This is a genomic window from Actinomadura luzonensis (assembly GCF_022664455.2).
In the GTDB taxonomy this organism is placed as follows: Bacteria; Actinomycetota; Actinomycetes; order Streptosporangiales; family Streptosporangiaceae; genus Nonomuraea; species Nonomuraea luzonensis.
On the sequence record NZ_JAKRKC020000001.1, the window covers coordinates 2,072,804 to 2,091,201 of the forward strand.

The following is an 18,398-nucleotide window of genomic DNA, read 5'->3' on the forward strand; positions in this document are numbered from 1 at the left end:
GTCAGCGCGGCAGGTCGTCCGTCCAGCCGGTGGTGACCGAGATGTACGAGGCGCTCATCGCCGCGCCGCCCTCGGCGGTCAGCAGGACGTTGGCGCGGGTCACCCGGGCGGCCTCGGGGTCGACGACCAGCTTGATCTCCGTGCTGCCGGGGAGGGGGATCAGCAGCTCCTGGCCGCCGTCGGCCGGTCCGGCGTTCCTGACGCCCGGCGTGGCGGCCAGGGCCTCGAACGCCGCTGCGCGGACCCGCGCGGGCGTCGGCAGCTCCGTGATCAGGGTGATGAGCGGGGAGACGAGCGCGCCCGGCCGGTCGGCGGAGGTCATGGCGGCGTCGTGGCGGGGCAGCTCGGCGAGGCGTTCCTTCAGCTGCTCCGGATCGGCCGGGAGGCTTTCGAGCTCGTCGAGACCGATCTCGGCGCCCATGAGGCGGAACGGCTTGTCGTCGGCGACGACGGCGCCGGGCGTGGCGTACGGCTCGTTCCTCGACCAGTGGCGGCCGTCACGGCTGGTCCAGGTCTCCTGCGTCTCGGGGCCGTCGGGGCCCTGCCAGGTACGGGTGATGTGCCAGTAGGCGCCCGTGCCCTGGGGGATGCGCTCGGCGCTGGCGGCGGCCATGAGCAGGACGTCCCTGCCGGAGGCCGGCGCGGCGGCGGGCGTGAGCACGCCGGCGACGAGCACCGCGACGGCGGCCGCCGCGGCGACCGCCGTGCCGACCGCCGGCAGGAGCCGGACGCGGCGCCGGCGGGCGTGGCCCCGCGTCGTCATCCTGTCCTGGAGGCGTTCCCTGCTGCGGTCGATCGCCCCGGTAGACGGTCCGGGCTTGGCCAGCAGGGTCGCGACGGCCTTCAGGTCATCCACGGGCGTTCTCCTTGTCGATCAGGGCGAGGATCTTGCTGCGGGCCCGGCTGAGGCGGGAGCCCACGGTGCCGGCGGCGATGCCGAGCGCCTGCGCCACCTCGTCGTAGCTGAGCTGGCCGAGGGCCACGAGCAGCAGCACGTCGCGCTCGCCGCCGGACAGGGCGGCGAGCGCCCTGGCCAGGTGCGGCTGCATGCGCTCGGCGGCGACGGAGGTGACGACCCGCTCCTCGTCGCCTTCCGCGGCGGGCTCGGGCGCCAGCTTGGCCAGCGCCCGGTAGTGCCGGATCTCCTTACGGCGGTGCCTGGCGATCAGGTTGGTGGCGATGCCGAACAGCCAGGGCCGCAGGTCCCCCCGTTCCGGGTCGTACCGGTCGCGCCGGTCGAAGGCCAGCAGGAACGTCTCGGCGGCGAGGTCCTCGGCGATCTGCGTGTCCAGGCGGCCGGCCACGTACAGGTAGATGTCGCGGTAATAGCGGTCGTGGACGGCGGTGAACAGGCCGGGGTCGCGCCGGTATCCGGCGACGAGCTCGGCGTCGGTCGTCTGTTCGCTCACTTCGGCGCTCATGGACAGGTCTCCGGCATGAGGTCGCCCTTCCGGTCGGTGGTCACGATCACCGATACTTCGCCGCAGACCGGGATCGTCTTCCCCGCTGGTCTCAGTCCCCGAGGATCTTCGCCAGCAGCGTCACCACGGCCAGGCTGACGCCGATGGGCACGGCGAGCGCCGGTCGCACCGCGACCGTCACGCCGAACAGCACCGCGGTGACGATGATGAGGAGCGCGCGCGAGCTCAGTAAGGGGCGGGAGCCCGCGGCGTCGGCCGGAGGCTGCGCGTCGCTCTGCTGTTCGCCCATGACGACCTCGGTTTCCGTAGGGGGACGGCGGACGTGGCCATCATGGCCGCACGCTCGTGCATATGCAAGTGCATCGCGATGCATATGCATCGGGCACTATCGGCGGAAGCCCGTAGGATGCTGATACTCGCGCGAGCGGACGGACGACGGGAGCGTTCATGGGCGGACCGGCGAGCCAGGGCGCCGGGGCCACGCCGAGCATGGACGGCCCCTCCCTGAGCGGCCCCACGGTGCTGCGCATCCTGCTCGGCGCACGGCTGCGCGAGCTGCGCCTGGCCCGCCACATCATGGCCGAGCAGGCCGCCTACGTGATCCGCGCGAGCCAGTCGAAGATCAGCCGGCTGGAGTCCGGCCAGGTCAGCTTCAAGGAACGGGACGTCGCGGACCTGCTCACGCACTACGGGCTGACGGATCCGGCCGAGCGCGAGGCGTTGCTGGAGATGGCCAGGCAGTCGAACGCTCCCGGCTGGTGGCACCGATACTCCGACGTCGTGCCGAGCTGGTTCCACACCTATCTCGGCCTGGAGGAGGCGGCGGGCAGCATCCGCGCCTTCGAGACCGTCCACATCCCCGCGCTGCTTCAGACGCGCGAGTACGCCGCCGCCCTGCACACCCGGGGCTCGAAGGACGTCGCCGCGGACACGCGGGAGCGGTTGCTCGACTTCACGGCGAGGCGGCAACGACTGCTCCAGCGAGCGAACGCCCCGCACCTGTGGTTCGTCATCGACGAAGGCGTGCTGCTGCGGCAGGTGGGCGACCGGGAGACGATGCGCGCCCAGTTGGAGCACCTCGCCGGGGTCACCCGCCTGCCGAACGTGACCGTGCAGATCCTGCCTTCCGCCGCCCCCCGGCTGGGCAGCAGCCCTTTTCACATTCTTCGTTTCCTGGAGCCGTCCCTGCCCGACCTGGTGTTCGTGCAGCACCTGACCGGGGCCCTTTATCTCGACCGGGCGGCGGAGGTGGACGTTTATTACTCGGAGCTGGACCGGCTCGCGGTGGCCGCCCGCACTCCCGAGGACAGCCGGGACGCCGTTCTCGCGATGCTCGGCGGCCTGGACCGCTGAGGTCAGGTGGCGGTGTCGGCGGTCTCCGGGCGGGCGAGCTCCCGTACGGGCACCCGGAGGGCGGACAGGGCCCAGCGGCCGGGGCCGAGGACGGCGATGAGCAGGAATCCCCAGCAGAACAGGGCGGCCTTCTCGCCGCCGTTCTGGATGGGGAACAGCGCCTGCGGCTGGTGCACGACGAAGTAGGCGTACGCCATGGTGCCCGAGCAGATCAGGGCCGCGACGCGGGTGCCGAGGCCGAGGACGACGAGGGTGCCGGCGATGAGCTGGATGATGGAGGCCCACCAGCCGGGCCACTGGCCGAAGGCCGGCACCTGGCCGCCCTGCGGGCCGCCGAGGACGTTGAAGAGGGTCGCCACTCCGTGGCAGGCGAACAGCAGGCCGATCACCCAGCGGTACAGGGCCAGGAATGAGCCCTGGTGTTTGGTCAGCGGTTCCATGGCGCGTCCTCTCTACGTGGTGCGTATCTCTTTACCGAGATGTCGGGAAAAAGCCGTGGGAGCGCTCCCATGTAGTTGAAGATTAAGGCTTGAGTATGTCAACCGAGCGTCATTCTGCGGGGCCGTTCGACGGCTCAGGTAATGGGCGTTCACGTGGTTATACACACTGCGGCGTAAACTTTCTTGTCGATGAAATTTTCACCCGCCAGTCAGAGGGGCAGCACCGCCGTGACCTCGGTGCCACCGGAGGGGGACGAGGTGACGGCGCAGGTGCCGCCGATCTCGGCGGCGCGTTCGCGCATCGAGGTCAGGCCCACGCCCGGGGACGGCTCGCCGGGCAGGCCGATCCCGTCGTCCGCGATCGTCACCCGCAGCGTCCCGTCGTCCTGGCGGGAGAGGGCGATCAGGATCGTGGTGGCGTGGGCGTGGCGGCGGGCGTTGGTGAGGGCTTCCTGGGCGATGCGGTAGGCGGCGGTCTCCACGGCGGCCGGGAGGCCGGCGGGGACGTTCTGCGTGCGCACCTCGACGCGAGGGCCGGGGGTGGCGTGGGCGAGGGCGCGCAGGGCGCCGGGGAGGCCCAGCTCCTCCAGGACGGGCGGGCGTAGGCCGTCCACCAGCTCGCGCACCGACTCCAGCGTGGCGGTCATCTCCTCGCGGACCCGGATCAGCAGCTCGTCCACCGCTCCGGGGTCGCGGGCCAGGCGGCGGCGGGCCTCGTCCAGGGTCAGGGTGACGCTGGTCAGGGTCGGGCCGAGGCCGTCGTGCAGCTCGCGGCCGAGGCGGCGGCGCTCCTCGTCGCGGGTGGCGGTGATGCGGTCGAGGGAGTCGCGGAGGTCGGCGTCGAGCCGGACGGCGTGCGCCAGCTCGGCCAGGTGCTTGGCCATGACGGTGAGCCCGCGGCGGCTCCAGCGGGTGCGGGGGCCGCCGGTGAGGAGGAGGCGGCCGGTGGGCTCGCCGTGCCAGACGAGGTCGACGACGAACGGGCGGGAGCCCGGCTCGCCGTCCGCGAACGACAGCGAGCGCGAAGTGGCCGGGACGCCCCTCACCTCGACGGCCGCGCCGCGGGCGCCCAGGCCGGCGCGGACGATGGACAGGGCCTCGGCCAGGGCGGCGGCGGGGTCGCCGGCCCGCTGGACGGTGCGGGAGAGCAGGTCGGCCGCCCGGTACGGGTCGCGTTCGACGTTGAACAGCCGGTCCACCGAGCGTTGCAGGCGCAGCCGTACGGGATGGAAGACCGCGGCCGTGGCGAGGGCGGCGGCCAGGCCGGCGAGGCTGCCGTAGTCGCCGGCGACGCTGTCGGCGGCCCAGATGAGCGCCGGGTAGGTGACGGCCACGCCGACGGCCAGGGTGCCGTACACGAGCGTGCGGTTCAGGATGAGGCGGATGCCGTAGAGCCGGTGGCGCAGCGCCGAGGCGACGACGGCGATGGGGATGCCGGCCGTCAGGAAGACGCGCAGGCCGATGACGACCGGGTCCGTGGAGCCCTGGCTGCCCGCCCAGTACCCCACGAAGATCACCATCGCCCAGAGGTACCAGGCGATCTGGCGGCGCACCTCGGGCGTGGCGGCCCGGTACCGGACGCCCAGCGAGGCGACGCCCAGCAGGCTGAGCAGGACGATGGGGACGCCGATCCAGCTCTCGACGACCTCGGGGACCGTGCCCAGCGCCGGGACGCCGAACGGGTTCTCGATGCGCAGCCCCAGCTCGAACTCCGGGTCCGGCGCCAGGGCGAGCAGCAGCGAGTGGCCGGTCATCAGGACGAGGTGGCCGTGGAGCACCGGCCGCCACCGCCTGGAGGGCAGCCGGCCGTCGGGGAAGAGCAGCGGCATGATGCCGGAGAACGTCGGCACCACCCACAGCCACAGCCACAGCGACGGCCAGGCGAGGTACGGCGTCAGCGGGCCCGGGTCGTAGGTGTGCGTCCAGGCGGTGACCGCGAACAGCAGCAGGTAGCACGACCAGAGCACGCCCGTGCCCCAGAGCAGCCACGGGAACAGCAGCCGCGGGCGGTGCGTGATGAGGAACGCGCCGGCGGCGGGGAACAGCAGGCCGACCGGGTCGGGGAAGCCGTCGATCTCGTTCCAGGAGTCGAGGCGGGAGCCGAGGACGCTCGTGATGACCATGGCGACGGGAGCGGCCAGGGCCAGGGCCCACACGAGGGCGACGACGGCCCGGCGGGCGCGCCCGGAGCCGTCCGCGGTCATGCCGGCTCCCGCACGGGGAGCCGGACGGCGGGCGGTCAGCGTGCGCAGGGCGCGTTCCAGGCCCGGCTCCCCCAGGTGGGCCCCGTCGCGGGCGGGCGGGCGCAGCCCGTATACCAGCTCGCGCACGTCCACCACGGCCTCGGTCATGCGCCCGCGCATGCGGGTCAGCAGCGGGTCGACCGCCTCGGGGCCGCCGGCCAGGCTGCGGCGGGCCTCGTCGGCGCTGCGCGCCAGCTCGGCGAGAGTGGGGCCGAGGTCGTCGTGGAGGCTGCGGCGCAGCTCGTGCCGCTCCTCCTCGCGGGTGAGGAGCAGGCGTTCGCGGGAGCGCCGCAGCTCGGCGGTGAGGCGTACGGCGTGGGCCAGCTCGGCGAGCCGGCGGGCCAGCATGTCCAGCAGGGCCGGGTCCCCGGGGCGGCCGGCGACCAGGAGCCGGCCCACCGACGTGCCCTGCCACTCCAGCGGGACGGCCGACAGGGCCTCGCCGGTCTCGCCGTCGGCGACGGTGCGGGCCCGGCCGCCGGGCAGCGTCACCTCGACCGCGACGCCCGGGGCGCGCAGCGCGCGGCGGACCGCGGCGGCGGCCGAGGCCAGCGCCTCGGCGGGCCCGGGGGCCTCCTGGACGTGCCGGTCGATCCGGTCGGCCAGCCGGTACGGATCGCGTTCGACGCCGAACAGCCGGTCGGCCGCGCCCTGGAGGCGTACCCGCGCCGGGTGGAACACCACGCCCGCGACCAGCGCGGCGACCAGCCCGGCCGAGGAGGTGAGCGGCCGGGCGAGGGCGAGGACGGCGAAGTAGGCCGCGCCCACGGCGGTGACGAGCGCCAGGCCGACCACGGCGCGGTGAGCCAGGACGAGCGCGAGCCGGTCGCGCCGCAGGCCGGACAGGATCGCCACCCGGACGAGCAGCGGTCCCGCCGCTCTCCACAGCACGGGCTTGAGGTTCATGGGTCGCGGACATCACAAGCAGGGCGAATGACCGCGTTTCCGGCACGCATGGCCCCATGATCGTGGTCCTGCCTTGCGTGCCGGTTGCGGACGGCCGTAATCCTCAGCCCGGGCTCATTTCAGGTCGGCGAAGAAGGCCCGCAGGTCGGCGGCCAGGCTCTCCGGGTCCTCCATGGCCGGGAAGTGCCGGCCCCGCTCGTGCTCGGCCCAGTACGTCCCGGGCGCCGGTTCCAGGAGCCGGCGCACGGTCGGGTCGGCGCCGAAGACCGAGTAGCCCTGCGGGACGGCCGGCGGCGCGCCCCAGTCGGTGGAGTGGGCCTGCTCGTAGAGGAAGCGGGCGGCCGAGACGCCGGAGCCGGTGAACCAGTACAGGCTGACGATCGTGAGGAACTGGTCGCGGTCGTACGGCAGGTCGGTCCAGCGTTCGAAGCTCTCCAGGATCCAGCCGAGCTGCCCCGCCGGGGAGTCGTTGAGCAGGTAGCCCATGGTCTGGGGGCGGCTGTTCTGGATGGCGAGGTAGCCGCTGTCGGCGGTGCGGAACTCGGCCATCCGGTCCAGGGCGAGCCGGTCCACCGGGTCCGCCGGGTCCAGGCGCTCGGCCATGCCGGGCAGGAACGTGGCGGTGGCCGCCGCCGTGACCGGGTCGGTCACCACGTGCACGCCCGCCACGTGCTCACCGTCGAGCCCGGCCACCGCGCCCGAGACGCCGGCGCCGACGTCGCCGCCGTGCACGCCGTAGCGGTCGTAGCCGAGGCGGCGCATCAGCTCGGCCCAGGCGCGGGCGGTGCGGCCCAAGGCCCAGCCGGACTGCCGGACCGGTGTGGAGAACCCGAAGCCGGGCAGCGAGGGGACGACGAGGTGGAAGTCGCGCCGCAGCAGCTCGATGAGCTGCGTGAACTCGGCGAACGCGCTGGGGTAGCCGTGCGTGAGCATCAGCGGGAGGGCGTCGGGGCGCTCGGAGCGCACGTGCGCGAAGTGGATGCGCTGCCCGTCGAGGTCGGTGGTGAACTGCGGCAGGGCGTTGAGCCCGGCCTCGGCCGCCCGCCAGTCGTAGCCCTCGCCCCAGTACGCGGCCAGCTCGCGCAGCGGCTCCAGCGGCACGCCCCGGGTCCAGCCGACGTCCGGCAGCTCGTCCGGCCAGCGGGTGCGGGCCAGGCGGTCCTTGAGGTCGTCGAGGTCGGGCTGCGGGACGGCGATGGTGAAGGGCCGGATCTCCATGGGATGCTCCTTCTCGGCTGATGTGTCCCCCACGCTAGGAAGAATTGCGGCAAGGTTCTTTCCGCGATGATCGGCCGTTTCTCACTCCTGCGGGGGAGCCTGCGGATCGCCCGCACCGGCGATGTCCGGGAAAGCCTCCGCCGAGCACGATGTCCGTCATGAAACTTCGTGCCGCGTTCGTCGCCGCTCCCCTCTTCGTCCTCGCCTACGGCGTGATCCGCATCCTCGACGGTCTCGACGGCAGCCGGGGCCCCGGCCTCGCCTGGACCACCGGTCACCTCGCCTTCATGGCGGCCCTCGCCCTGTTCGTCCCGATCTTCTGGCGGCTGCGGCGGATGGCCGGCGGCGGCGCGTTCGCCACCGCGAGCGCGGCGGCGGGCACGGTCGGCGTGGCGGCGCTGCTCGGGCAGTTCGGGGTCGACCTGGTGGTCGGGTTCCTGTCGGCCGACCACGACGCCATGGGCGTGCTGTTCGAGCAGGTCAAGGCCGTGCCCGGCGTGTCCGTCGCGATCTACGACGTGCTGCCGTTCCTGTTCTACATCGGCCAGCTCGCGCTGGTCGGGCTGCTCGCCGCGCGGCGCCAGGTCAAGGCGTGGACGTTCGCGCTGGTGCTGACGGACCTGATGCTGCCGTTCGTGACCAAGGACCTCATCCCGCTCGGCGCGCTCTGCCTGCTCGTGTCGTTCGTGCCGCTCGGCCGCGCCGCCGACGCCGCCGTCGCCGCCGCGCCCGCGCGACCCGCGCACGCGTTCGCGTGACGTCCACGGCAGGATGGGATGCCGTGTCCGATGCACGGTTCCTCCTCCCGCTTCGCCGATGGGCGAACGGCCTGCCCCCGATCTGGGTGGACGCCGGGCTGGCGGCCCTGATCTGGGTCGTGCAGCTCTGGCCATTCCTCAGCCGCGACAACCCGGCCGGCGGGCCGTGGCACTGGTGGGGGTACGTCGTCGTGACGCTCGCCGCGCTGCCGCTGGTGTGGCGGCGGCGCGCCCCCGCGGCCGTCCTGATGGCCACGCTGGCCGCGACCGCCTGCTACGACCTCGTGGACGAGGTGGCCGCCCAGCCCATCTGGTACGGCGGCCTGGTGGCGTTCTACACCGTGGCCGTCTCCTGCACCCGGTGGGTGCGCGTCACCCTGGCCGTCTTCACGCTCGGCGGGGGCCTGCTCCTCGTCGGCTCGTGGGACACGGCGATGCGCGGCGTCGTGGTCTTCGTCGCCGCGTACGCCGTCGGCCGGGCGACCGCCGCCTCCCGCGCCCACGCCGCCGCGCTGGAGGAGCGCGCCGCCCAGCTCGCCCGCGAGCGGCAGGTCGCCGCCGAGCGGGCCGCCGAGCGCGAGCGCGCGCGGATCGCCCGCGACATGCACGACATCCTCGCCCACGCCGTCAGCCTCATGGTGGTGCAGGCCGAGGCCGGCCCGGTCGCGGTCGCCGCGAACCCGGCCCGCGCGGTGGCCGCCTTCGACGCCATCGCCTCGGCGGGACGGGACGCGATGGGCCAGCTCCGCCGCCTGCTCGACGTGCTGAAGGAGGAGGAGGGCCCGCGCGCGCCGCAGCCCACCATCGCCGGGCTGCCCGCGCTGGCCGAGCAGGTGCGGGCCGCCGGGATCGACGTGGCGCACACCGTGACCGGCGAGCCGGGCCGGCTGTCGCCGGACGCCGAGGTGGCCGCGTACCGGATCGCGCAGGAAGCCCTCACCAACATCGTCAAGCACGCCGGCGCGACCCGCGCCGGCCTCACCCTCACCTGGCAGGACGACGCCCTCATGATCGACGTCACCGACGACGGCCGCGGGCGGGGAGCGGCGCTCCCCTCCGGCGGCAACGGCCTCATCGGCATCAGGGAGCGGGCCGCGGCCTGCGGCGGGAGCGCCGACGCCGGGCCGATGCCCGGCGGCGGGTTCCGGGTCCGCGTGCGGCTGCCGCTCCAGGACGCGCGGGAGGCGGCGTGAGCGTGCGCGTGGTGGTCGCCGACGACCAGGAGCTGGTACGGGCCGGGTTCGGCATGATCCTCGACGCGCAGCCGGACATCGAGGTCGTCGCGGAGGCGGGCGACGGCGCGCAGGCGGTCGAGGCGGTGCGGACGCACCGCCCGGACGTGCTGCTGCTCGACATCCGCATGCCGGTCATGGACGGCATCGAGGCGGCCCGGCTGGTCTGCGCGGACAGCGCGTGCCGGGTGATCATGCTGACCACGTTCGACCTGGACGACTACGTCTACGACGCGCTGCGGGCGGGTGCGAGCGGCTTCCTGCTGAAGGACGTGCGCCGCGACGACCTCGTGCACGCCGTGCGGGTGGTCGCGGCCGGGCAGTCCCTGCTCGCGCCCGCGATCACCACGAAGCTGATCGCCGAGTTCACCTCGCGCTCCGCCGCCGCGCAGGTGCCGTCGCAACGGCTGGAGGTGCTGACCGCGCGCGAGCGGGAGACGCTGCGGATGATCGCGCGCGGCCTGTCCAACGCGGAGATCGCGCAGGCCATGGTGGTCAGCGAGCACACGGTGAAGACGCACGTCAGCAACGTGCTGACCAAGCTCGGCCTGCGCGACCGGGTGCAGGCGGTGATCGCCGCGTACGAGAGCGGCCTGACCGTCCCCGGCGACCCGCGCTGAGGCTCAGCCCAGCACCGGGTAGTTGGAGCGGAAGACCCCGCGCGGGTCGCGGGCCCGCTTGACCGCGCGCAGCCGCTCCAGCGTCGCGGGCGGGAACGCCGCCGCGGCCGTCTCCCCGTCGCCGAGGAACGTGAACGGCTTCAGCCCGCTGGTGTGCGCGGACAGCGCCGCGACGATCGCCTCCTGCCGGGCCGTCGCCGCCGCCGCGACCTCGGGCACGGGAGCCGGGCCGATCATGCTCAGCAGGTACGGCTCCGCGACGTGCCCGCAGGCCCCCGCGTCCTCGCCGGCCCGGGCCAGCGCGCCGCCGAGATGCCGCACCTGGACCGTGGCCAGCGGGGCGATGCCCGCGGCCGCCGCCTCCAGCAGGGCCGCCACGGCGTCGTCGCCGAGCCCGGTCAGCAGCTCGGCGCGCAGCAGGGCGGGCATCGGCTCGACCGGCTCGGCGCAGATGCCGCCCACCTCCGCGACCGGCAGGTCGCCGCGGGTGTCCAGCAGCACGCCCGGGACGGACTCCAGCGGGCGCACCAGGGCGCGGCCCGCCTCGGCCGCCCCGAGGAAGGTGAGGTCCACCATGACGGCCGCCAGCCCGCGCAGCGGCTCGGGCACCTCGGGGAACGGCGGGAACTGCGCGAGGGTGAACCACAGGGTCAGCTCCTCGGGCGCGGTCGCGGTGATCTCGCGGAAGGCGGCCATCACCTCGGCGGCGCGGGCGGCGGGCCACATCATCCGGCCGCCGTACAGGCGGGAGGCGGGGAACAGCGCCAGCTCCAGCGCGGTCACCACGCCGAAGTCGCCGCCGCCGCCGCGCAGCGCCCAGAACAGCTCGGGGTCGGAGTCGGCGGTGACCCGGGACGTGCCGCCCTCGGCGTCCACGACCTCCAGCGCGCGGATCGCGTTGCCCGCCAGGCCGTGCGCCCGGCCGTACCAGCTCAGGCCGCCGCCCAGGCTGTAGCCGGCGACGCTGACGATCGGCGAGCTGCCCGCGAGCCCGGTGAGGTCGTGCTTGGCGGCGGCGGCCAGCAGCTCGCCCCACGAGGCCCCGGCCTCCACCCGGGCCACCCACTCGGCCGGGCGGACCTCCACGGCGCGCAGCCGGGACGTGCGGAGCAGGACCTCGCCGTCGAGGCCGGTGGTGGCGCCGTGGCCGTTCGGCTGCGTGGCGACCCGGAGCCCGGCGGCGGCGGCCTGGCGGACCACGGCGGCGACGTCGGCGGCGTCCTCGGCCTCCACCACGGCGGCGATCGGCTGCCGGACGGCCCGGTTCCAGGGCAGCGCGGCCTGCTCGAAGCCGTCGTCGCCGGCGGCCGACAGCCGGCCCTTCAACGTCCTGCCGTCGATGGTCATGTGAACCCCCTGTGGGAACGGTGATCTCGTTCGCCAACAGTGGTCCATCGCGCTAAATGCCGGACTGGAGGTGACTTGCGCCGGACTTGTCCCCGAGGCCGGGCGGCGTGCCCGGCCGGGAAGTTTCTCCAGGAGATGTAGGGGTCACGCCGATCTGCCCTATGTACGGGCCGACGACCATGACACCGTCGAGGGGACGGTGACGCACCCACCTGGAGGAGCCGTGTGCGCGTTCCACATCATCGACCTGGGCGCCATGCAGATCCTGGACTCCCGCGGCCGCCCCACCCTGTCGGTCACCCTCACCCTGGCCGGCGGCGCGACCGGCTGGGCCGGCGTGCCCTCCGGCGCCTCGACCGGCGCCAAGGAGGCCGTGGAGCTGCGTGACGGCGACGACAGCCGGTACGGCGGCGCGGGCGTGACCCGGGCCGCGGCCCGCATCACCGGCACGATCTTCCAGCGGCTCAAGGGGCGTCCCTGGTACTCCCTGGCCGACGTGGACCAGGCGCTGATCGAGCTGGACGGCACCCCGGACAAGAGCCGGCTCGGCGGCAACGCCACCGTGGGCGTGTCGATGGCCACCGCGCGGGCCGTCGCGATGGCGCACGGGCAGCAGTTGTGGGAGTTCCTGAGCCCTTCGACGGTGCGGCCCCGGCTCCCGGTGCCGCACTTCAACATGGTGAGCGGCGGCCTGCACGCCTCCAACCAGCTCGACTTCCAGGAGTTCATGATCGCGCCGATCGGGGCGCCGACCATGGCGGAGGCGGTGCGGGCGGGCGTCGAGATCTACGCCGTGCTGCGCGGCAACCTGGCCGCCGCCGGCCGGCCGACCGGACAGGGCGACGACGGCGGCTTCGCGCCCGACTTCACCCACCCGCGCGAGGTGTTGTCGGCGCTGATGGACGCCGTCGACGACGCCGGCTACACCGCCTCCCGCGACCAGGTCGCGATCGCGCTGGACCCGGCCGCCACCCGCTTCCGCCGCGCCGACGGCGCGTACCAGGTGGCGGGCGAGCGGCTGTCCACCCTGGAGATGATCGAGATGTACGCGCAGCTCGCCGCCGACTACCCGATCTGGAGCATCGAGGACGGCCTGGCCGAGGACGACGAGGACGGCTGGCGGCAGCTCACCGAACGGCTCGGCGACCGGCTGCAGCTCGTCGGCGACGACGTGTTCTGCACCAACCCGGCCGTCATCGAGCAGGGCATCGCCGGCAACATCGGCAACGCGGCGCTCATCAAGGTCAACCAGGTCGGCACCGTGACCGAGACGTTGCAGGCCATGGACCTGTGCCGCAAGCACGGCTACGCCCGGATGGTCTCGCACCGCTCCGGCGAGACCGTGGACGACTTCGTCGCCGAGCTGGCCGTCGCCACCGGGTGCGGCCAGTTCAAGGGGGGCGCGCCGGCGCGCGGCGAGCGGGTGATCAAGTACAACCGGCTCATGCACATCGCCGCGCAGCGGCCCGACCTGCCGTTCGGACTGGCCGACCGGTGAGGGCCGGCCGCGCGGTGCGGGCCGGCCGCGCGGTGCGGGCCGGCCGGTGCGGTCGCCCCGCCTCGCCGGTCACCTGCCGTCGGCCGCCTCCTCCATGGCGCGGAGGTCGATCCTGCTCATGCTCCGCATCGCCTTCATCGCGCGCCGCGCCCGCTCCGGGTCGGGGTCGCCCAGCAGCTCGGGGAGGCCGCGCGGGATGATCTGCCAGGACAGCCCCCACCGGTCCTTGAGCCAGCCGCACGGCCCCTCCTCGCCGCCGTCCGCGGTGAGCCTGGCCCACAGCTCGTCCACCTCCTCCTGCGACTCGCAGTCGACGAACAGCGAGACCGCCTCGGTGAAGCTGTGCTCGGGCCCGCCGTTCAGCGCGAGGTACCGCTGCCCGGCCAGCTCGAACTCGACCGTCATCGCCACCTCCGCCCCCGGGGGACGCTGGACGCTCACGATCCGCGAGCCGGCGAACAGCGAGGTGTAGAAGGCCGCGGCCTCCTCGGCCTGGTTGTCGAACCACAGGAACGTTGTGATCTTCTGCGCCACTTTCTGGCCCTTTCACTAGCCTGGATGCGTTTCGTCATCAACGCGTCGAACACGCTCCGGCCGGTTCGACACGGCAACCGGACTTTTTTGAGGAGTCGTCGATGAGCGGTAAAGCACTGGTGCTGGGCGGGGGCGGGGTGGCCGGGATCGCGTGGGCGACCGGCGTGGTGGCGGCGCTGGAGGACGCCGGCGTGCGCCTGCTGGACGCCGACCGCGTCGTGGGCACGTCGGCGGGCTCGGCGGTGGCCGCCCAGATCACCAGCGGCCTGCCCATGGCCGACCTGCTGGCGCGGCAGACCGACCCGGCGCGGCAGACGCCGGAGCTGCCCGGCGGCGTGGACATGGCGGAGCTGTGGGCCCGGCTGCAGGCCGCCTACGAGAGCTCGCCCGACCCCGCCGAGCAGCGGCGCAAGGTCGGGGAGCTGGCGCTGTCGGCCGCCACGGTGAGCGAGGCCGAGCGGCGCGCGGTGATCGAGGCCCGGCTGCCGGTGCACGCCTGGCCGGAGCGCGACCTGGTGATCACGGCGGTGGACGCGCGCACCGGGGAGCCCCGGCTGTTCACACGGGGGTCGGGGGTCGGGCTGGTGGACGCGGTGGCGGCCAGCTGCGCGGTGCCGGGCGTGTGGCCGTGCGTGCGGATCGGCGGGGTGCCGTACATGGACGGCGGGGTGCGGTCCAGCACGAACGCCGACCTCGCGGCGGGCTTCGACCCGGTGCTGGTGATCGCGCCGATGCCCGACCTCGGCGTGCCGTCCTGGGCGGCGCTCGACGGGGCGGTCGAGGTGATCGGGCCGGACGAGGCCGCGCAGGCCGCGTTCGGCGCCGACCCCCTCGCCCCCGAGTCCCGTACGCCGAGCGCCGAGGCGGGCTACGCCCAGGGCGCGGCCGTGGCGGGCAAGGTGGCGGCGTTCTGGAAGTGAGCCGCTAGCCCCGCTTGACGCTCAGCAGGGCCTGGTAGGCGGGCTTGGGCGCGTAGTTCTCGTCGAACAGGCAGGCCGCGCCCTCGCCGTCGAACCAGCCGGGCACCCACGAGTGGCGGTCGGTGAAGCCCCACACGGTGAACTCGCGGCAGGCGCTCACGCTCAGGCAGCCGCTGAGCGCCCGCCGGTAGTAGTCGGCCTGGGTGGCCAGCTTCTCGGGGGTGACCGGCAGCACCATGCGCACGTCCATCTCGGTGACGGCGACCTCCAGGCCGAGGTCGGCGAAGCGGCGCATGACGGCGGGCCAGTCGCCCGGGTAGTCGTACTGGATGCCGAGGTGGCCCTGGAAGCCGATGCCGTGGATGGGCACGCCCTGCGCCTTGAGGTCCTTGATCAGCGTGTACGTGGTCTCGATCTTGGCGGTGTTCCACTCGATGTTGTAGTCGTTGAGGTAGAGCTTGGCGTGCGGGTCCGCGCGGTGGGCCCAGCGGAAGGCGTCGGCGATGTAGCCTGGGCCGAGGTGGGTGAGCCAGATGCTCTGCCGCAGGTTGCCGTCGTCGTCCACCACCTCGTTCACCACGTCCCAGGCGCGGATCTTGCCCCGGTAGCGGCGGGCCTCGGTCATGATGTGGTCGCGGAGGATGTCCCTGAGCTCGGCGTCGCCGATCGTGCCGTTCTCGACGCCGGTGGTGAGCCAGGCCGGTAGCTGGTTGTGCCACACCAGGTTGTGGCCGCGGATCTTCTGGTCGTGCCGCAGGGCGTTCGCGACGACGGCGTCGGCGTCCTGCCAGGTGTAGGTGCCCCGTTCCGGCTCGACGGACTCCCACTTCATCGCGTTCTCGGCCGTGACGTGGGAGAACTCGCGGTTGAGCACCTTGCGGTAGTCGGCCTCGTCGCGCAGGGAGGCGACGTCCACCGCGGTGCCGATCCTGATGCCGGTCTGCTGCGCCAGCTCGCGCAGGTCGCGGGGCTGCCTGGGGTGGGCCTGGGCGGGGAGCGGGACGGCGAGGACGAGCGCCATCGCGAGGATGAGGGGCTTCACCGGACCTCCGAAAGTTTCGGCAGGGTAACGATAATTTTCAGCGCCGTGGCCGGAACGTATGAGCTGCGGACGAGACCGTCAAGACCCAAAACGGAAGGAAGGCCCCATGAGGCGTTACATCCTGACCGGCGCACCCGGCGCGGGGAAGACGGCCATCCTGCGCCGGCTGGAGCAGGACGGCTACGCCGTCGTCGAGGAGGCGGCCACCGACGTCATCGCCCTGCGGCAGGCCGAGGGCGAGGCCGAGCCGTGGACGCGGCCGTCCTTCATCGAGGAGGTGCTGGCGCTCCAGCTCCGCCGCCGGGAGCGGGCCGCCGCCTTGCCCGGCGGCGGGCCGCAGGTCCACGACCGCTCGCCGGTGTGCACGTACGCGCTGGCCCGCTTCCTTGGCCATCCCGTCCCGCCGGCCCTGTCCACGGCGCTGGACCGCCTGCGGGCCGGGCGCGGCTACGAGGAGGAGGTGTTCTTCGTCGAGAACCTGGGCTTCGTGGCCCCGACCGGCGCGCGCCGGATCACCTTCGAGGAGTCGCTGCGCTTCGAGCGCGTCCACCGGGACGCCTACGCCCGCTTCGGCCACACCTGCCTGCCGGTCCCCGCGGGCCCGCTGCCGGAGCGCGCCGCGGCGGTCAGGGCGCGCCTCGCAGCCGCACGGTGACCGTGACCGAGCCGCCCTCCAGCCCGCCCAGCCCGCGGAGGACCAGGGTGGAGCCGGTCAGCAGGGCGTCGCCGGCGAGCAGCGCGGTGATCGGGCGGTCCCAGGTGAGCGACAGCTCGTCCAGGTCGCGGCGCGGGTCGGACACGGTCAGCGTGGCGGTGCCGTCGTCGTGCTCGCGGGCGAGGACCGCGCACGGCGCGGAGGCGGTCAGGCCGCCCGCCGCCCCGGCGAGCCAGAAGCAGGCGGCCGTGAGGCCGGACGCCGGCACGTGCACGGCCTGCGCGGCCGTGGTGTTGGCGAGCACCCGCAGCCAGGAGGGGTCGGCGGCGCGGGCCGCGGTCCGCTCCCGGGTCGCGCCGGGCAGCAGGACGTAGTGGTAGCCGGCCGCGCGCGGGTCGATGCCGTGGTCCAGCCACAGCGTCACGTAGTCGCGGGTGACCCCGCCGCCCGGGCGGCGTTCGCGCAGCGTGCGCAGCGGCTGCCCCGGCACCAGGTAGCCGCCGTGGCCCGCCAGGTGCGCCCAGCCCTCGCCGGTGGTGAGCGGGGCATCGGTGGTGAGCGGGGCATCGGTGGTGAGCGGGACGGTCCGGCGGTTGTCGACGACCGTCTCGACCGGCGCGCCGTCCCGCGCCGTGATGCCGGCGCCCAGGCAGACCACGGCGTCGTCGAGGAAGAACCACGACGTGAACGCCTCCAGGGTGCTTTCGAGACCGCTCAGGTGCTGGCCGACGGCCGCGTACGTGCCGTCCGTCGCCCCGCCGACCCACCGCCAGGGCGTGCAGGTGTCGCCCCAGGCCCCGCCCGCGCCGTCCGGCAGCCGCTTGGCCGAGACCGTGGTGCCGGGCAGGCGGTAGGGGTCGACGGTGGGCCAGAAGGAGTCGGAGTACTGGTCGGCGTGGCCGCCGGCCCACCAGTAGAGCATGCCGGAGCCGGTGTGCCAGCCGCGCAGGTTCTCGCCGTTGCCGTGCTCGTAGCGGGCGACGCGGTCGGAGGCCATGCTGAGGGCGGCGCACCAGCCGGGCCTCCGGTGCACGGCCCGGGCGCTCATCGGCAGCAGCCGGTGCCCGACCGGCTCGGGCGCGGCGGGCACGGACGGGTCCGCCACGACCGCCGCCAGCCGGGCGCGCGCCGCGGGCTCCAGCCGCTCGGGACGCCGGCCGCGCGCCGCCCACCCCTTCACCAGCGCGTGCCAGCGGGCCCGGGCGGCGGCCGGGGCCACCTCGGCCAGCAGCAGGATCGCGGCGGCGAGCTCGTGGCCGCGCTCGTGGTCGCCGAAGGGGCGGCGGCCGACGCCGCGCCCGCGCACGAGGTCCATGCAGGCCCCGTCGCGCACGAACGGCGCGAACGACCGCTCCACCGCCTCGAACAGCAGCGGGTACGTCACCTCCCACGGCGAGCCGCGCAGCAGCGCGAGGATCGTGGCGGCCCCCGACAGCAGCGTCACGCCGTAACCGCCCTGGTAGGGGACGTGCGTGTGCTGGATGAAGGAGCCGTCGCGGTAGAAGCCGTCGCCGTCGCCGACGTACCCGAACACCGGTCGCAGCGCGGCCACGGCGAGGTCGGCGCGGCCGTGGTCGGCGTCCAGCATGGCCCGCAGCAGCATGACCAGGCACAGATCCACCCGGTTGGCGGCGGTGCTGGTGCCGCTGTAGGGGCCGAGCCGCCGCTCGGGGACGAAGTGGTCGACGGCCGCGGCGAGCGCCGCGCCCTCGCGGTCGCCGAGATGCGGCTCGACCAGCACGGACGCGTCCAGCAGCGCTTTCGGCACGCCGATCTGCCAGTGCCACCAGTTGCCCGTGGCCGCGGCGCCGGCCGCGTACACGTGCCGCCGGTAGTGGTCGATCCCGGCGGCCACCGCCCGGCCCAGCGCGGGGTCGCCGGTCAGGCCGGTGCCGGGGAGCGCGTACCCGAGCGCCATCGTGCGGAGCCGGCGCGGCGTGGCGGCGAAGGACGGGAACGGCTGGTCCGGCCACAGGCGGGAAGGGCCGGCGGCCATGGTGTCCCGGTGGCGGGCGGCGGCCCGGCCGAGGGCGGCGAGGGCGGCCGCGTGCGGCGGGTGGCCGGCGCCCGCGGCCAGCTCGCGCCAGCGGCGGCGCAGCCGGACGAAGGAGTTGTTGGGCGTGCGCGCGAGCCCGGCCGGCGTCAGCGCGCCGGCCAGCCCGGCCGCCGTGACCCCGCCGGCCCGCAGGAACGATCTCCGCCGCACGCCTC

The 18,398-nt window shown here is 74.4% G+C and carries 17 protein-coding genes; 7 read left to right on the top strand and 10 right to left on the bottom strand.

Translation table 11 applies throughout. The features are described from left to right. Position 1: 1 nt before the first annotated feature. The 3 genes from MF672_RS09770 to MF672_RS09780 all read right to left on the bottom strand — a co-directional run bounded on the left by MF672_RS09770 (position 2) and on the right by MF672_RS09780 (position 1,710). Positions 2-856 carry a CU044_5270 family protein gene (locus MF672_RS09770; RefSeq protein ID WP_242373407.1) on the bottom strand — a complete coding sequence of 285 codons (855 nt, stop codon included), beginning with the start codon at positions 854-856 and terminating at the stop codon, positions 2-4. Then, entirely contained in the window at positions 849-1,409 is a 561-nt protein-coding gene (locus MF672_RS09775) for an RNA polymerase sigma factor (RefSeq protein ID WP_308210474.1), read from the bottom strand. Before MF672_RS09775 ends, MF672_RS09770 begins: the two co-directional genes overlap by 8 nt. 103 nt (positions 1,410-1,512) lie before the next feature. Beyond that, a complete protein-coding gene (locus tag MF672_RS09780) occupies positions 1,513-1,710 on the bottom strand; it encodes a hypothetical protein (protein ID WP_242373409.1) in 198 nt (65 codons plus the stop codon). A 158-nt stretch (positions 1,711-1,868) separates the two neighbouring features. Between MF672_RS09780 and MF672_RS09785 the strand changes: the two genes are divergently transcribed. After that, positions 1,869-2,774, top strand: coding sequence for a helix-turn-helix domain-containing protein (locus MF672_RS09785; RefSeq protein WP_242373410.1), 906 nt, complete (start codon positions 1,869-1,871; stop codon positions 2,772-2,774). 2 nt (positions 2,775-2,776) lie between these two features. On the opposite strand, the gene MF672_RS09790 is transcribed toward MF672_RS09785, so the two are convergent. From MF672_RS09790 to MF672_RS09800, 3 genes are all read right to left on the bottom strand, one after another. Beyond that, positions 2,777-3,214 (bottom strand): DoxX family protein, encoded by a 438-nt coding sequence (locus MF672_RS09790; protein ID WP_242373411.1) that lies wholly within the window; start codon positions 3,212-3,214, stop codon positions 2,777-2,779. Positions 3,215-3,423: 209 nt separating this feature from the next. Next, the gene (locus MF672_RS09795) at positions 3,424-6,363 is read right to left on the bottom strand and encodes a histidine kinase (protein ID WP_242373412.1); all 2,940 of its coding nucleotides are present in this window, start codon (positions 6,361-6,363) and stop codon (positions 3,424-3,426) included. 114 nt (positions 6,364-6,477) lie between these two features. Beyond that, complete coding sequence (locus MF672_RS09800; RefSeq protein ID WP_242373413.1) at positions 6,478-7,581, bottom strand: epoxide hydrolase family protein; 1,104 nt, start codon at positions 7,579-7,581, stop codon at positions 6,478-6,480. A 158-nt stretch (positions 7,582-7,739) separates the two neighbouring features. Here MF672_RS09800 and MF672_RS09805 point away from each other — a divergent pair, with 158 nt between their 5' ends. Genes MF672_RS09805 through MF672_RS09815 form a run of 3 tightly spaced genes read left to right on the top strand, consistent with a single transcriptional unit; the run spans position 7,740 to position 10,191 of the window. Then, on the top strand, positions 7,740-8,339 hold the full coding sequence (locus MF672_RS09805; RefSeq protein WP_242373414.1) for a hypothetical protein: 600 nt from the start codon (positions 7,740-7,742) through the stop codon (positions 8,337-8,339). A gap of 23 nt (positions 8,340-8,362) precedes the next feature. Further along, complete coding sequence (locus tag MF672_RS09810; RefSeq protein ID WP_242373415.1) at positions 8,363-9,532, top strand: sensor histidine kinase; 1,170 nt, start codon at positions 8,363-8,365, stop codon at positions 9,530-9,532. After that, positions 9,529-10,191 (top strand): response regulator, encoded by a 663-nt coding sequence (locus MF672_RS09815; protein ID WP_302893184.1) that lies wholly within the window; start codon positions 9,529-9,531, stop codon positions 10,189-10,191. Before MF672_RS09810 ends, MF672_RS09815 begins: the two co-directional genes overlap by 4 nt. Before the next feature lie 3 nt (positions 10,192-10,194). Here MF672_RS09815 and MF672_RS09820 read toward each other — a convergent pair whose 3' ends face one another. Further along, entirely contained in the window at positions 10,195-11,538 is a 1,344-nt protein-coding gene (locus MF672_RS09820; protein ID WP_242373416.1) for an FAD-binding oxidoreductase, read from the bottom strand. A gap of 223 nt (positions 11,539-11,761) precedes the next feature. Here MF672_RS09820 and eno point away from each other — a divergent pair, with 223 nt between their 5' ends. Continuing rightward, positions 11,762-13,036 (top strand): phosphopyruvate hydratase, encoded by a 1,275-nt coding sequence (gene eno / locus MF672_RS09825; RefSeq protein ID WP_242373417.1) that lies wholly within the window; start codon positions 11,762-11,764, stop codon positions 13,034-13,036. 69 nt (positions 13,037-13,105) lie between these two features. Here eno and MF672_RS09830 read toward each other — a convergent pair whose 3' ends face one another. Further along, positions 13,106-13,570, bottom strand: coding sequence for a VOC family protein (locus MF672_RS09830; protein ID WP_242373418.1), 465 nt, complete (start codon positions 13,568-13,570; stop codon positions 13,106-13,108). 101 nt (positions 13,571-13,671) lie between these two features. On the opposite strand from MF672_RS09830, the gene MF672_RS09835 reads away from it, so the two are divergent. After that, the gene (locus MF672_RS09835; RefSeq protein ID WP_242373419.1) at positions 13,672-14,490 is read left to right on the top strand and encodes a patatin-like phospholipase family protein; all 819 of its coding nucleotides are present in this window, start codon (positions 13,672-13,674) and stop codon (positions 14,488-14,490) included. 4 nt (positions 14,491-14,494) lie between these two features. Here the strand turns inward: MF672_RS09835 and MF672_RS09840 are convergent, their stop codons facing one another. Further along, positions 14,495-15,532 carry an endo-1,4-beta-xylanase gene (locus tag MF672_RS09840; protein WP_242373420.1) on the bottom strand — a complete coding sequence of 346 codons (1,038 nt, stop codon included), beginning with the start codon at positions 15,530-15,532 and terminating at the stop codon, positions 14,495-14,497. 106 nt (positions 15,533-15,638) lie between these two features. On the opposite strand from MF672_RS09840, the gene MF672_RS09845 reads away from it, so the two are divergent. Next, positions 15,639-16,187 carry an AAA family ATPase gene (locus tag MF672_RS09845; protein ID WP_242373421.1) on the top strand — a complete coding sequence of 183 codons (549 nt, stop codon included), beginning with the start codon at positions 15,639-15,641 and terminating at the stop codon, positions 16,185-16,187. Here MF672_RS09845 and MF672_RS09850 read toward each other — a convergent pair. Then, positions 16,159-18,393: a polysaccharide lyase 8 family protein gene (locus tag MF672_RS09850; protein WP_247815212.1), complete on the bottom strand. Its 2,235-nt coding sequence runs from the start codon at positions 18,391-18,393 to the stop codon at positions 16,159-16,161. The genes MF672_RS09845 and MF672_RS09850 overlap by 29 nt on opposite strands. Between the last annotated feature and the right edge of the window lie 5 nt (positions 18,394-18,398).

What these genes read in the sequence shown, in the direction of transcription:
- MF672_RS09800 (WP_242373413.1), bottom strand. Translation starts at nt 7,581, where the DNA reads ATGGAGATCCGGCCCTTCACCATCGCCGTCCCGCAGCCCGACCTCGAC.
- MF672_RS09805 (WP_242373414.1), top strand. Translation starts at nt 7,740, where the DNA reads ATGAAACTTCGTGCCGCGTTCGTCGCCGCTCCCCTCTTCGTCCTCGCC.
- MF672_RS09820 (WP_242373416.1), bottom strand. Translation starts at nt 11,538, where the DNA reads ATGACCATCGACGGCAGGACGTTGAAGGGCCGGCTGTCGGCCGCCGGC.
- MF672_RS09845 (WP_242373421.1), top strand. Translation starts at nt 15,639, where the DNA reads ATGAGGCGTTACATCCTGACCGGCGCACCCGGCGCGGGGAAGACGGCC.
- MF672_RS09785 (WP_242373410.1), top strand. Translation starts at nt 1,869, where the DNA reads ATGGGCGGACCGGCGAGCCAGGGCGCCGGGGCCACGCCGAGCATGGAC.
- MF672_RS09790 (WP_242373411.1), bottom strand. Translation starts at nt 3,214, where the DNA reads ATGGAACCGCTGACCAAACACCAGGGCTCATTCCTGGCCCTGTACCGC.
- MF672_RS09795 (WP_242373412.1), bottom strand. Translation starts at nt 6,363, where the DNA reads ATGAACCTCAAGCCCGTGCTGTGGAGAGCGGCGGGACCGCTGCTCGTC.
- MF672_RS09835 (WP_242373419.1), top strand. Translation starts at nt 13,672, where the DNA reads ATGAGCGGTAAAGCACTGGTGCTGGGCGGGGGCGGGGTGGCCGGGATC.
- MF672_RS09780 (WP_242373409.1), bottom strand. Translation starts at nt 1,710, where the DNA reads ATGGGCGAACAGCAGAGCGACGCGCAGCCTCCGGCCGACGCCGCGGGC.